The organism is Aeromonas sp. QDB11, assembly GCF_027705265.1.
Taxonomy (GTDB): Bacteria; Pseudomonadota; Gammaproteobacteria; order Enterobacterales; family Aeromonadaceae; genus Aeromonas; species Aeromonas allosaccharophila.
Genome location: NZ_JAPDBM010000055.1, coordinates 1 through 13,226 on the forward strand (window position 1 = coordinate 1; position 13,226 = coordinate 13,226).

Sequence of the window (13,226 nt, forward strand, 5' to 3'; positions counted from 1 at the left end):
ATTGGGCGATCGGCATGGATGTTATTGAGTGATCGGCATGAATGTTATTGAGCGATCGCCATGCGTGGGAATACGCATCTGGTGCGTTTCTGCCTCTACGTGCTGCTGCCAATCGCGCTGATTATGGCGCTGGTGCTGGTGTGGCAAGGGGTGCCGCAAAGCCTCTCCGCCTACCTGCCGTTCCACGGTGTGGAAGGTCAGGAGCAGCTGCTGCCGCTCGGCCCGGCTGCTTCGCAAATTGCCATCAAGCAGCTTGGCTCCAACGGTGGCGGCTTCTTCGGCATCAACTCGGCACATCCGTTCGAGAACCCGACCGCCCTCTCCAACTGGCTGGAGATGGTCACTCTGCTCACCATCGCCGCCGCCATGGTCTTTACTCTGGGCCGCTACGTGAAAGACATGGCCCACAGCCGTGCCATTCTCGGCGCCATGACCCTCATGCTGGTGCTGGGGCTCTTCGTCTCCATCACTCAGGAGCTGAAACTGGATCCGGCCCTCGCCCACCTCACCACTGACGCCAGCAATATGGCAGGCAACTGGGAAGGCAAGGAGAGCCGCTTCGGCCCGGTGCTCTCCAGCATCTGGGAAGTGGCGACCACTGCCGCCTCCAACGGCTCGGTCAACGCCATGCACGACAGCTTTGCCCCCCTCTCCGGCATGGTGGGCATGATCAACATGCTGCTGGGTGAAGTGGTGTTCGGCGGCGTGGGTGCCGGTATCTACGGCATGATGCTGTTCGTGCTGCTGACCGTGTTCCTGTGCGGCCTGATGGTGGGGCGTACCCCGACCTATCTGGGCAAACGCCTCGGTATCACCGAGATGAAGTGGGTAGTCGCCAGCATGCTGGTAATGCCGGTGGGGGTTTTGGTGATCGGCGGCGTCACTCTGCTGATGCCGGATGCGGCCACCATCATCGGTCACGATGGCCCGCACGGTCTGTCACGTCTCATCTATGCCTACGCCTCGGCTGCCGGCAACAATGGCTCCGCCTTCGCCGGTTTTGCCGCTGGGGACAACTGGCAGTGCATCGCCATCGGTCTGGCCATGCTGCTCGGTCGCTTCGGCTACATCATTCCGGTACTGGCCATCGCCGGTCAGCTGGCCCGCGCACCCCGTCAGGAGACGAGCGAAGGGGACTTCCCCATCAGCGGCCCGCTGTTCGTTACCCTGCTGATCATCACTGTCCTGCTGATAGGTGGCCTCTCCTTCCTGCCGGTGCTGGCACTGGGCCCGGTGGCCGAACATCTGAGCCTGATCGGAGGGGCGTTCTGATGAACCTTACCCTGTCGATCACCATCCGGATGCCAATGGCCAACTATCTGATGCTGGGAGCTTTCCAATGAGCAAGTCCACTGCAATGAGCACCGACACCATTAAGGTGAAGGGCAAAAAACAGAAATCACAGGTCCTCCAGGCCATGGTTGAAGCCCTCTATCGCTTCAATCCCAAGGCGCTGTTTGGCAGCCCTATCCTGTTCACCCTCTGGCTGGCCGCCGTGATGGCGACCGTGGAGTCCCTGTTGGGGCAGCCCTTCTCGGGTGTTGCCCCCAGTCTGGCCTGGCAGCTGACCGCCTGGCTCTGGCTGACCCTCTGGTTTGCCAACTTCGCGGAAACCCTGGCCGAGGGGCGCGGCAAGGCCCGCGCCGACAGCCTGAAAGCGGGCATGAGCCAGCTCAAGGCCCGTCGGGTGACCGATGCCAAAGATGGTCAGGGCGAGTGGGTCTCGGCCACCAGCCTGATGAAGGGGGATCTGGTGCTGGTACGCAGCGGCGAAATGATCCCGGCCGATGGTGAAGTGATCGCCGGTATCGCCTCGGTCAACGAGGCTGCCATCACCGGTGAATCCGCCCCCGTCATTCGCGAGTCGGGTACCGACCGCAGCGGCGTGACCGGCAACACAACCGTGGTTTCCGACGAGATCTGGGTGCGGGTCAGCAACAATCCGGGCGAGAGCACGCTGGATCGGATGATCGCACTGGTGGAAGGGGCCAAACGTCAGAAGACCCCCAACGAGATGGCGCTCGATGCCCTGCTGGTGGGTCTGACCCTGATCTTCCTGCTGGTGGTCGCGACCCTACCCTGGTTCCTCGACTACAACGGCACTCAGGTACCGCGCCTCTACCTGATCGCCCTCTTCATCACCCTGATCCCGACCACCATCGGCGGCCTGCTCTCCGCCATCGGCATCGCCGGAATGGACCGGCTGGTGAAGCTGAACGTCATCGCCAAGTCTGGCCGAGCCGTCGAAGCAGCCGGTGACGTGCGCACCCTGCTGCTGGACAAGACCGGCACCATCACCTTCGGCAACCGGATGGCTGACGAACTGATCCCGGCACTGGGCGTCGATCCCGCCCTGCTGGCGCAAGCCGCCATGCTGGCCTCGCTGGGTGACAACACCCCGGAGGGCAAATCCATCCTGACCCTGGCCAGCAAGAGCATGGCCAAGCCGAGCCAGCTGGATGATGACAAGGTGATCCCCTTCAGCGCCGAGACCCGCCTGAGCGGACTGGATCGCAACGGTCATCAATACCGCAAGGGGGCGGTCGATGCCGTACTGAACTACCTCAGCCTCGACCGCAAGGCGGTGCCGGAGCTGGTGCTCAAGTCAGTCGACAGCATCGCCCGTCAGGGGGGGACTCCGCTGCTGGTCTGCACTCAGGAAAAACTGCTGGGAGTGGTGTTCCTCAAGGACATCATCAAACCCGGCATCAAGGCGCGCTTCCAGATCCTGCGCCACATGGGGATCCGTACCGTGATGATCACCGGCGACAACCCGAAAACCGCCGCCGCCATCGCCGCCGAAGCCGGGGTGGATGACTTCATCGCCGAAGCGACGCCGGAGAAGAAGCTCGCCTATATCCGGCAGGAGCAGGCCGATGGCCGTCTGGTCGCCATGTGCGGTGACGGCGCCAACGATGCGCCCGCGCTGGCGCAGGCTGACGTGGGTCTGGCCATGAACGAGGGGACCCAGGCCGCCAAGGAGGCGGGCAATCTGGTGGATCTCGACTCCAATCCCACCAAGCTGCTGGATGTGGTGTTGGTCGGCAAACAGCTGCTGGTGACCCGTGGCGCCCTGACCACCTTCTCCATCGCCAACGACGTGGCCAAGTACTTCGCCATCCTGCCAGCCCTGTTCATCGCCGCCTACCCGCAACTGGGGGCGCTGAACCTGATGCAGCTGGGCAGCCCGCAGAGCGCCATCCTGTCGGCCATCATCTTCAACGCCCTGATCATTGTGGCGCTGGTGCCACTGGCGCTGCGCGGTGTCGACCTGAAAGGCTCGGCCGCCAGCCTGCTGCGCCGCAACCTGCTGATCTACGGTGTCGGTGGCCTGCTGGTGCCTTTCATTGGCATCAAGCTGATCGACCTGGTCATTACCGGCCTGGGTCTGGTGTAACGACGTGACCGGGATGCGGGGCAGACCCGCATCCCCAGCCATCCTTTTGGAGCAAGAGAATCATGATAGCAATCAGAACCCTGTTGACCCTGACCCTGCTGCTGGGAGTGGGTTATCCGCTGGCGGTGACCGGGCTGGCCCAACTGCTGTTCCCCTGGCAAGCCAACGGCAGCCAGCTCACCGACAGCAAGCAGCAACTGATCGGTAGCGCCCTGCTGGGGCAGAAATTCGAGCGGGCTGACTACTTCCACCCCCGTCCCTCCGCCAGTGATTTCAACACCATTGGCGGTAGTGCCAGCAATCTCGGCATGAGCTCACCGCTGCGGGCGGAGTTCGCCGAACAGGCCGCCAAGGCACAGCCTGAAACCAGCTCTCCCGCCATGCTGACACGCTCGGCTTCCGGCCTCGATCCCCATCTGCCACTCGATGCGGTGCTGGCGCAGGTGGATCGCGTCGCCAGAGAACGTGGACTGGATCCCGCCCAACTGACGGAGCAGGTCAAGTCGGCCACACAAGCTGGTATCCTTGGCCCGCAGGTGGTCAACATTCTCCAGCTGAACCTGCAACTAGATCATCAAAAGGGCGCCTGAGGGCGCTCCTTGCCGATCTGGCGTTGACCTCCATTTTCGACGCGGGCAGTTGGCTCGATAGGGATAAGCATGCGTGATGAGGTAAGGGCTGACGCCCTGCTGGCAAGTCTGGAGCAAGAGCACAAGGGCAAACTGAAAGTCTTTCTCGGGGCCGCCCCCGGGGTGGGCAAGACCTACGCCATGTTGCAGGCGGTGCGGGAACAGGCCAAGGAGGGGGTCGACATCCTGATCGGCGTGGTGGAGACCCACGGCCGGCAGGAGACGCTGGCCCTGCTCGACAAACTCGCTATCCAGCCGCGCAAGATCCACATGCACCGTCAGCAGCGGCTGGAAGAGATGGACCTCGACGGCCTGCTGGCACGCAAACCGGCCATCGCCGTAGTGGACGAGCTGGCCCATAGCAATGCCCCCGGCAGCCGCCACGAGAAGCGCTGGCAGGATGTCGAGGAGCTGCTCAACGCCGGTATCGACGTCTACAGTACCCTCAACGTCCAGCATCTGGAGAGCCTCAACGATCTGGTGTGGCAGCTCACCGGGGTCAGGGTCAAAGAGACCCTGCCCGATCAGGTTCTGCTCGATGCTGACAGCATTATCCTTATCGACCTCCCCCCCAAGGAGCTGCTCGGCCGCCTGCGCGAGGGGAAGGTCTATGTCCCTCATCAGGCAAAAGCCGCCCTGCAATCCTTCTTCTCCCTTAACAACCTCACCGCATTGCGGGAGCTGGCAATGCAGACCGCCGCCAGCCATGTGGAGGGGGATCTGCAACTGCAGTGGCAGGCAGCAGGCAAGACCACCTTGCCGCTGCGGGGCAAGCTGATGGTCTGCCTCGGCGACCTGCACGGCTCGGCGCTGGTGCGCTACGGCCACCGCTTTGCCCAGCGCCGTCAGCTTCCGTGGCTGGTGGTGCATGTCGACAGCAATGGCCGCCGCTCTGCCGATGTGGAGCAGGCGCTGGCGCTCGCCTCCCACCTCGGTGCCAAGGTGCTGACCCTATCCAGTCCGGCGGTCGCCAACACCCTGCTGGAGACCGCAGAACAGCAACAGGTCTCCCAGCTGCTGCTCGGCAAACCCCACAAGGCGCCGTGGCGCCGCTCGCTGGTGCAACACCTGCTCAAACAGGCGCAGGGGCTCGAAATTACTCTGGTCGATACCGAGAAGCAGAAGCCCGAAGTGGGGATGCACGTCCCGACGCCGAAGGATATTCACCACAGCCTGCTGGCGGTGACCATCATGGGGATCACCTCGGCCGCCGCCTGGGGGCTCTCCTACTGGCTGCCGCCAGCAGCTTTGCCGCTCATCTTTGTACTGGGGGTGCTGGCGACTGCCCTCACCACCAGTCTGGTGCCCGCCACGCTGGCGGCTGTGCTGGGCTTTATCGCCCACAATCTGCTCTTCACCGCCCCCTACTTCTCCCTGAGCGTCGCCAACCACAGCGACCTGCTCACCCTGTTTGTGCTGCTTATCGTTGGCATGACCGCGGGACGGCTCGCCTCCCGCCAGCGGCAACAGCTGATCGGCCTGCGCGAGACTCAGCAGCTGGGCAATGCATTGCTCTCCCTCAGTCAGGGGCTGGCCACCGCCAGCAGCCCGGAGGAGGTGCTCAGACAAGGGGCCCAGGCCATTTCGCTGGCGCTCGGCCAGCCGACCGTGGTGATCGACAAGGAGTTCAACGATCGGCTCGGCAACGAGAAGCACAGGCCCGGGCAGACCGACAAGGCGGCCATCGACTGGTGTCTGGCCCAGAAACAGAGCGCCGGGGCCCACACCGCGACCCTCAATGCTGCCGAAGCCCAGTATCACCATCTCAGCGACGATCTGGTGATCGGCATAACGCTGGCCAATCCGCTCTCCTCCTCTGCCGAGCATCAGCTACAGGCGCTGCTCACCGACATTCGCGCGGCGCTAGCGCGGATCGACCTCAACGAACGGCTGGCCGACAGCCAGCTACAGGCGGAGACCGACCGGATGCGGGCCGCCCTGCTCTCCTCGGTCTCCCACGATTTGAAGACCCCGCTGGCGACCATCATGGGGGCTGGCAGTACCCTGCTGGAATATGGTGACCGGATCCCCGCCGATGATCGCAACGAGCTGCTCCATTCGGTACAGGAGGAGGCGCGCCGCCTCCACAGCTACGTGCAGAATCTGCTGGATATGACCCGCATCGGCTCCCCCGACTTCCAGCTGAAACGGGACTGGGCCGATCTGGCGGATCTGGTGGAGAGCGCCCGCAAGCGGCTCGACTCCTCCTGGCGCCAGCACAAGCTGCTGGTCCATTTCGATCAGCATGTGCCCCAGCTCTATGTGCACGGCGCCCTGATCGAGCAGGTGCTGGTCAATATCCTCGACAACGCCTCCCGCTACTCGCCGGCTGGCACCCCCATCGAGTTCAAGGTGATGCTGGCCGAGCCCGACCTAATCATCGACATCATCGATATCGGGGTCGGTATCGCCGAGTCGGATCGGGAGAAGATCTTCAACCTCTTCTACACCCAGCCGGTTGGTGATTGCGGCAGCCGTGGCACCGGGCTTGGCCTCGCCATTTCCCGCGCTATGATAGAGGCCCACGGCGGCAAGATTTGGGCCTTCTCCGGCCCCAATGGCAACGGCACCTGCATGCGCATCTCCCTGCCGCTCGCCCTCAATTCACCGGAGGTATGATGGTTGACCGCCAGATCGGGTCACTCAGCCCCTCCCACCATTCGCCTCTGGAGGTTCGATGGCGCACATTCTGGTCATAGATGATGAAGCGGCGATCCGTCGCTTTCTGCGGATCAGCCTGATTGCCGAAGGGCATCAGGTGAGTGAGGCGGTGGGGGTCAATGAAGGGCTGGAGCAGTATCGCCACCTCAACCCCGATCTGGTGATCCTCGATCTCGGTCTGCCGGATGGCGATGGCATTCAGGTGTTGCAGGCCATTCGCGAGCACCACCCCAATCCGGTGCTGGTGCTGTCGGCACGCGATTCCGAGCAGGAGAAGGTGCGGCTGCTGGATGCCGGGGCCAACGACTACATGAGCAAGCCATTCGGCATCGGCGAGATGATGGCCCGCATCCGCGTGCTCTTGCGTCAGCGGGCGGGCGTCAGCAGCGGCGAGCGGCGCCACTTCCCCCAATGCGGGCTGACGCTGGATATCAGCAGCCACAAGGTAACCATGAAAGAGGAGGAGATCCCCCTCTCCCGCAAGGAGTTCGCCCTGTTGCAGGCGCTGGTGTGCCACCCCGGCAAGCTGGTGATGCAGACCCAGCTGCTCAATGACATCTGGGGGCCGAGCCACAAGGAGGACACCCACTACCTGCGTATCGTTATCGCCAGCCTGCGCAAAAAGCTGGGGGATAACCCCCAGCAACCGACGCTTATCGAGACCGAATCCGGTATCGGCTACCGCTTTATCGGTAACTGACGTTTCACGTGGAACGACGTCCACTGCAAAGCAGCGCCAACAGACCGCAGCCACTCAGCAACAGGCCGAGATCCTGCAATCCGGCCGCCACCGCCAACCCCAGACTGAGCAGTAGGTAGTAGCCAAGCCCGAACAGGGCGCCAGCACTACCCGCCACCTCGCGATAAGCCAACAGCGCCTGACTCAGCACATTGGGGATCGCCACCCCATAGGCCACCACAATGCCCATCATGGGCAACAGGAACCAGAGACCGCCCTGACTCACCCAGACCAGCAGCCCGGCAATCAACGCCAGCACGCAAGCCAGTCTGATCAGAGATGACGGCTGCCATCCTCTTCCCAGCAGATGCTTGTTGAGCAGGCTGCCGAGCAGAGTCGCCAGGGCCAGCAAGATCCCTGAGTAACCAAACTCGCCGGAGCTCAATCCCAATCCGGCAAACAGGAAGGGGGCCAGACTGTAGTAGCCAAACAGCATGGTGTTGAACAGGGCGACCAGCACGGCACTGCGCCAGAGCCCGCCATCCTTCATCATCCGGCATGCCAGCGGCCAGAGTGCGACTCGCTGGGTGCAGGCCGGACGGGTTTCCGGCAGCTGCCAGCAGGTCACCAGCAGCAAGCCTACCGCCAATACCAGCAGACCGCTGAACACCCCGAGATAGCCAAACCCGCTCGCCAGCTGGCCGCCACTGAGCAGCCCCAGCACCGGGCTCAGGGAGAGTGCAATGCCCATCACCGAGAAGACCCGCGCCAGATCGCTGCCCTGATAGCTGTCGCGCAGCATGGTCTGGGTCACCACGGAACCCACCGCGGCGCCAAAGGCCGAGATGACCCGGGCCAGCAGCAGGGTCTCAAACTGATTGGCCAGCAGTGCCAGCAAGGTGCCGACGCCATAGGTGAGCAGACCCGCCAGCATGGCGGGGCGCCGCCCGATCAGATCGCAGAGCCGTCCCCAGCAGACCACGCCCACCGCAAACGCCAGAAAATAGACCGACAGGGTCTGGGATGCCTGCCCCTCGCTCACCTTAAACTGGGTGGCGATGTGGGTCAGCACCGGGCTGTAGATGGTCTCCACAATCTGGGGAAACATCATCAATCCCACCACCAGCCAGAGCGGTGGCAACTTGTTGTTCATGACAAACCTCCTTCACAAGAGGTCGCCATTCTAGAGAGATGCCGACTGTCCGATTACAATAAGCAGGACTATAAACATCAAAAATCGGACATATGGCCTTTATTCTTCCCGATCACCCTTTTGACCCCGACCAGCTGACGGGCAGCGTGATCGGCATTGCCTCCGCGCTAGGCAGGCACGACTCGGGCCTGCATCAGCATCGGCGCCATCAGCTGCTGTTCGCCCAATCCGGCTGCATGACCATGGAGCTGGAAGGTCGGGTCTGCCTGCTGCCACCTACCCGCGCCGCCTGGCTGCCAGCGGGCACTGCCCATCGGGTATTGATGCGTGGTGTCGTCGCCTACCGCTCCCTCTACTTCCAGCCACACCCCGAGTTCCCCGCCACGGTGGAGGTGCTGGCGGTCAATCCGCTGCTGCACGAACTGATCGAACGGATGGCGCTCTGGCCGTGGGACAAACCGCAAGAGCAGCAGCAACGGACGGTGACACTGTTTATGGAGGAGTTGGAGCAGGCACCACGGGAATCGTGGCAGTTGCCGCTACCGACCGATCCCAGACTGGGCGACAGGCTACAGCAGTTGAAGCGGGGGGATGCCCTGCCCGATCGGCTCAACCGGCTGGCCGAACGGGTGGGTGCCAGTGACAAGACCATTGGCCGCATCTTCATGCGGGAGACCGGCATGAGCTATCAGGCGTGGCGTCAGCAGTGGCGGCTGTTGCGCGCCATGGAGTTGCTGGCAGAAAGCGAGCCCATCAGCCGGATTGCCGCTGCGCTGGAGTTCTCCAGCGACAGCGCCTTCATCAGCTTCTTCAAACAACATACGGGGCAGACTCCCTTGCGCTATCTCAGCTCTCGGGGTGAGTCGCCACTGCCTGACTCGCCTCCACCACCAGGGTATCCAGCGCCAGCGGCTTAAGGTTGTGCAGCGCATCCTGCACCACGACATGGGATGCCTGCTGCAGCTCGCTCTGCACATCCTGCTCCAGCCGGGCACTCTCCAGCTCGGGTCGCGGGTTCTCGTTGGCCATCACGTTCAGGCTCAGGGCACTCACAATCAGGGTGGCGATCAGGCTTTTCATCTGGTTTGCTCCGGTATGGTTGAGATAACCAGTTAGCTATTCCAATTGTTGTGCCACTCTTCACAAATCACATAACATGATGATTTTGTTTAAATTCACCATCTTGCGATACCAAATTGAGTCGCAAAATGCATCCTGCTAGGTCATTTTTAAACCAACAGTTGGTACTTTTAACCACGCTTAATTTTTGCACCATGTTCCACGTGGAACGTCCCGTTATTTTGATCGACACCCGCTTTTAAACTGAGCTATGGTGCTACATCTTCGTAACTGACTCTGGATCTGTCACCGAATGGAATTTTCCTTGTTCGGCGAGAAGTTCACTCGCCACGCCGGTATTACCCAACTCATGGATGACCTCAATCAGGGGCTGACCAATCCGGACGCCATCATGCTGGGTGGCGGCAATCCTGCCCCCATCCCCGCCATGCTGGAACGCTTTCAGGCGGAAGCCAAGAGCCTGCTCGACAACGGCGAGCTGGTCAAAGCGATGGCCAACTACGACGGCCCCCAGGGCAAAGACAGGTTCACCAAGGCGCTGGCCGCCCTGCTCAGCAAGGAGCTGGGATGGGATATCACGTCCCGCAATATCGCCCTGACCAACGGCAGCCAGAATGCCTTTTTCTATCTGTTCAACCTGCTGGCCGGCGAATTTGCCGATGGCCGCAAGAAGAAGGTGCTGTTCCCGCTCGCTCCCGAATACATCGGCTATGCCGACTCGGCGCTGGCGGACGACTACTTCGTGGCCTACAAGCCCACCATCGAGAAACTGCCCGATGGCCAGTTCAAATACCACGTGGATTTCGAGAGCCTGCAGGTAGGCGATGATATCGGGGTGATCTGCGTCTCCCGCCCGACCAACCCGACCGGCAACGTGCTGACCGACGAAGAGATCGAACACCTCGATCAGATCGCCCGCGACAAGGGAATTCCGCTGCTGATCGACAACGCCTACGGCGTCCCCTTCCCGGGCATCATCTTCAGCGAAGCCAAGCCGTTCTGGAACGCCAACACCATCCTCTGCATGAGCCTCTCCAAGCTGGGTTTGCCGGGCACCCGCTGCGGCATAGTCATCGCCGACGAGAAGATCATTCAGGCCATCACCAACCTGAGCGGCATCATCAATCTGGCGCCGGGCAGTCTGGGGCCCGCCATCACCATCCCGATGATCGAGAGCGGCGATATCATCGCCCTCAGCGAACAGGTGGTGAAACCCTTCTATCAGCAAAAAGCCGAGCTGGCGGTACAACTGCTGCGCGAGGCGATCCCCGACCCGCGCTTCCATATTCACAAGCCGGAAGGCGCCCTCTTCCTCTGGCTCTGGTTCGAAGACTTGCCGATCCACTGTCAGGAACTGTACGAGCGACTGAAAGCGAAGAACCTGCTGATCGTGCCGGGTCACTACTTCTTCCCCGGCATCGATGACCCGGAATGGCGTCACAGTCAGGAGTGCATCCGCCTCAACTACTCCCAGAGCGAGGAGCTGGTGCGCCGCGGTATCGCCATTCTGGCGGACGAAATCAACCGCCTCTACGCCAGCTAATCCAGTTCGGCGATGCAAAAACAGAAAGGCCTGCAGATGCAGGCCTTTGTTGTTTATCGCGATCCGGTTTGCTTAACCGGGCAACGCCAGCTGGTCGGGTTTACCGATGGGAATGGCGCGGGGCTTGAGCGCCTCCGGCAGTTCGCGGGCCAGGTCGATGGTCAGCAGACCATGCTCCAGCTTGGCGCCCTGCACTTCCACGTGCTGGCTCAGCTTGAAGGCCAGCTCGAAGTCACGCTCGGCAATCCCCTGATGGAGGAACTGACGCTCACCGGCCGCAGCCCCTTTGCGCCCCTTCACCTTAAGGGTGCCGTTTTCGGTCTCCAGCTCCAGCTCTTCGCGCTCGAAGCCAGCCACGGCGACCGTGATGCGATAGCCATCCTGATCGCGCTTTTCAATGTTGTACGGGGGGTAAGCGGCGGTCTTCTGCTCGAACAGACCTTCCAGCTCACGGGCCATCCGCTCGAAGCCGACGGCATTGGAATAGAGATGAGAAAAATCGAGGTTACGCATAATCCTATCCTTCTAATAAGCAACAGGTTCAACTCTCCACAGGCCCGTCATCGGCACCCGGGAAATTTTAAAATCGCAGTGAATTCAGGCTATCAGCCGTTGATCTCAATCTTGCGCGGCTTCATCGCCTCGGGCACTTCACGCACCAGTTCGATGTGCAGCAAGCCGTTTTTCAGGTCGGCCCCTTTCACCCGCACATAGTCGGCCAGCTGGAAGCGGCGCTCGAAACCACGCTCGGCGATCCCCTGATAGAGATAGTTGCGCCCGGTGTCGGCCTGCTTGTTGCCCTTCACCGTCAGCAGATTTTCCTGGAAGCTCAGCTCCAGCTCTTCCTGGGTAAAGCCCGCCACCGCCATGCTGATGCGGTAGTCGTTGTCACCCAGTTGCTCGATGTTGTAGGGGGGATAACCTGCATTGCCATGGCTGGCCGCAGATTCGATGAGATTGGCCAGACGATCGAAACCAATGGCAGAACGATAGAGCGGAGAAAAGTCGATAGAACGCATAGTATTACCCTCTTGTGAGCGATAACGGATTGTTTGCCCTCCTGATGGACGGGCGACTGGTCGAAACCTCTGTCGAGCGTTCCGGCCTTGTTACCTATATAGGGGCTCACTTTTTCCTTTCAAGGGGATTTTTTCAAATTTTTTAAATGGCCGCGCCGACCTTTAGCACATCAGCCTGTTGGCCCGATTCTGATGATAATCGACCCGTGGGCCACTGATGGCAACTCGCTCCACCCCCCATAATGGGTTGCATATCCACCAGCCAATATGGAGCCTCCCATGAAGATTACCCAGGTTCGCAACGCCACCCTGCTGCTCGACTATGCCGGCACCCGCTTTCTGATCGACCCCATGCTCTCGGCCAAGGGTGCCTTCCCCGGCTTTGAGGGCACCGCCAACAGCCAGCTGCGCAATCCGCTGGTCGAGCTGCCACTGCCGATCGATGCGCTGGTCGATGTGGACGCCGTTATTGTCACCCACGACCATCCCGACCACTGGGATGATGCCGCCAGAGCCCTGATCCCCAAGCATCTGCCGATCTTGGTACAACATCAGAAGGATGCCGATGCCATTCGTGCCAGTGGCTTTGAGGATGTGCGCCTGCTGAGCGACCAGCCCGAGTTTGCCGGTATTCGCCTGCAGCAGACCGGTGGCCAGCATGGCAACGACCAGTTGATGGCGGTACTGGGCGAGCGTATGGGAGAAGTGTGCGGCGTGGTCTTCTCCCATCCCGATGAACAGAGCCTCTATCTGGCCGGTGATACCATCTGGCATCCCTCGGTCGAGCAAGCCCTGCAACAGCATCAGCCCGAGGTCATCATCCTCAACTGCGGCGATGCACAGGTGCCCGGACTCGGTTCCATCATCATGGGCAAGGAGGATGTCGCCGCCGTTTATCAGGCCTCACCGCAGGCCACGCTGATCGCCAGCCATATGGAGGCGGTCAACCACGCCGTGCTGTCACGTCAGGAACTTCATACCTATCTGACCGAGCGAGGCATGATGGATCGGGTGCGGATACCGGCGGATGGCGAGGCTCTCTCGCTGTAACTGACTGGGCCATGC

General features: G+C 61.5%; 11 protein-coding genes and 1 pseudogene. 8 read left to right on the plus strand and 4 right to left on the minus strand.

The features are described from left to right. Positions 1-78 precede the first annotated feature (78 nt). The 5 genes and pseudogenes from kdpA to OKC40_RS16720 form a co-directional block, all read left to right on the plus strand. Positions 79-1,272 (plus strand): annotated as a pseudogene (gene kdpA / locus OKC40_RS16700) (potassium-transporting ATPase subunit KdpA); the annotation flags it as partial. Between the two features lie 67 nt (positions 1,273-1,339). After that, entirely contained in the window at positions 1,340-3,397 is a 2,058-nt protein-coding gene (kdpB, locus tag OKC40_RS16705) for a potassium-transporting ATPase subunit KdpB (RefSeq protein ID WP_270796047.1), read from the plus strand. 62 nt (positions 3,398-3,459) lie between these two features. Then, positions 3,460-3,987, plus strand: coding sequence for a potassium-transporting ATPase subunit C (locus OKC40_RS16710; protein WP_201963244.1), 528 nt, complete (start codon positions 3,460-3,462; stop codon positions 3,985-3,987). Positions 3,988-4,056: 69 nt separating this feature from the next. Next, the gene (locus tag OKC40_RS16715) at positions 4,057-6,645 is read left to right on the plus strand and encodes a sensor histidine kinase (RefSeq protein ID WP_270796049.1); all 2,589 of its coding nucleotides are present in this window, start codon (positions 4,057-4,059) and stop codon (positions 6,643-6,645) included. Between the two features lie 58 nt (positions 6,646-6,703). Next, positions 6,704-7,387 carry a response regulator gene (locus OKC40_RS16720; RefSeq protein ID WP_005355774.1) on the plus strand — a complete coding sequence of 228 codons (684 nt, stop codon included), beginning with the start codon at positions 6,704-6,706 and terminating at the stop codon, positions 7,385-7,387. 4 nt (positions 7,388-7,391) lie between these two features. Here OKC40_RS16720 and OKC40_RS16725 read toward each other — a convergent pair whose 3' ends face one another. Continuing rightward, complete coding sequence (locus OKC40_RS16725; RefSeq protein ID WP_270796052.1) at positions 7,392-8,519, minus strand: multidrug effflux MFS transporter; 1,128 nt, start codon at positions 8,517-8,519, stop codon at positions 7,392-7,394. 92 nt (positions 8,520-8,611) lie between these two features. On the opposite strand from OKC40_RS16725, the gene OKC40_RS16730 reads away from it, so the two are divergent. Then, entirely contained in the window at positions 8,612-9,436 is an 825-nt protein-coding gene (locus OKC40_RS16730; RefSeq protein WP_270796054.1) for an AraC family transcriptional regulator, read from the plus strand. Here the strand turns inward: OKC40_RS16730 and OKC40_RS16735 are convergent. Continuing rightward, a complete protein-coding gene (locus OKC40_RS16735; protein WP_042656869.1) occupies positions 9,366-9,599 on the minus strand; it encodes a hypothetical protein in 234 nt (77 codons plus the stop codon). The genes OKC40_RS16730 and OKC40_RS16735 overlap by 71 nt on opposite strands. Before the next feature lie 292 nt (positions 9,600-9,891). Between OKC40_RS16735 and OKC40_RS16740 the strand changes: the two genes are divergently transcribed. Next, positions 9,892-11,142, plus strand: coding sequence for a valine--pyruvate transaminase (locus tag OKC40_RS16740; RefSeq protein WP_270796058.1), 1,251 nt, complete (start codon positions 9,892-9,894; stop codon positions 11,140-11,142). Positions 11,143-11,214: 72 nt separating this feature from the next. On the opposite strand, the gene OKC40_RS16745 is transcribed toward OKC40_RS16740, so the two are convergent. Further along, a complete protein-coding gene (locus tag OKC40_RS16745; protein ID WP_042656871.1) occupies positions 11,215-11,655 on the minus strand; it encodes an Hsp20 family protein in 441 nt (146 codons plus the stop codon). A gap of 92 nt (positions 11,656-11,747) precedes the next feature. Then, positions 11,748-12,161 carry an Hsp20 family protein gene (locus OKC40_RS16750; RefSeq protein ID WP_270796060.1) on the minus strand — a complete coding sequence of 138 codons (414 nt, stop codon included), beginning with the start codon at positions 12,159-12,161 and terminating at the stop codon, positions 11,748-11,750. A gap of 279 nt (positions 12,162-12,440) precedes the next feature. On the opposite strand from OKC40_RS16750, the gene OKC40_RS16755 reads away from it, so the two are divergent. Further along, positions 12,441-13,211: an MBL fold metallo-hydrolase gene (locus tag OKC40_RS16755; RefSeq protein ID WP_270796063.1), complete on the plus strand. Its 771-nt coding sequence runs from the start codon at positions 12,441-12,443 to the stop codon at positions 13,209-13,211. Positions 13,212-13,226 lie beyond the last annotated feature (15 nt).

Excerpts from the sequence above, each read along its gene's own strand:
- kdpB (WP_270796047.1), top strand. The coding sequence starts at position 1,340 with ATGAGCAAGTCCACTGCAATGAGCACCGACACCATTAAGGTGAAGGGC.
- OKC40_RS16710 (WP_201963244.1), top strand. The coding sequence starts at position 3,460 with ATGATAGCAATCAGAACCCTGTTGACCCTGACCCTGCTGCTGGGAGTG.
- OKC40_RS16715 (WP_270796049.1), top strand. The coding sequence starts at position 4,057 with ATGCGTGATGAGGTAAGGGCTGACGCCCTGCTGGCAAGTCTGGAGCAA.
- OKC40_RS16720 (WP_005355774.1), top strand. The coding sequence starts at position 6,704 with ATGGCGCACATTCTGGTCATAGATGATGAAGCGGCGATCCGTCGCTTT.
- OKC40_RS16725 (WP_270796052.1), bottom strand. The coding sequence starts at position 8,519 with ATGAACAACAAGTTGCCACCGCTCTGGCTGGTGGTGGGATTGATGATG.
- OKC40_RS16730 (WP_270796054.1), top strand. The coding sequence starts at position 8,612 with ATGGCCTTTATTCTTCCCGATCACCCTTTTGACCCCGACCAGCTGACG.
- OKC40_RS16735 (WP_042656869.1), bottom strand. The coding sequence starts at position 9,599 with ATGAAAAGCCTGATCGCCACCCTGATTGTGAGTGCCCTGAGCCTGAAC.
- OKC40_RS16740 (WP_270796058.1), top strand. The coding sequence starts at position 9,892 with ATGGAATTTTCCTTGTTCGGCGAGAAGTTCACTCGCCACGCCGGTATT.
- OKC40_RS16745 (WP_042656871.1), bottom strand. The coding sequence starts at position 11,655 with ATGCGTAACCTCGATTTTTCTCATCTCTATTCCAATGCCGTCGGCTTC.
- OKC40_RS16750 (WP_270796060.1), bottom strand. The coding sequence starts at position 12,161 with ATGCGTTCTATCGACTTTTCTCCGCTCTATCGTTCTGCCATTGGTTTC.
- OKC40_RS16755 (WP_270796063.1), top strand. The coding sequence starts at position 12,441 with ATGAAGATTACCCAGGTTCGCAACGCCACCCTGCTGCTCGACTATGCC.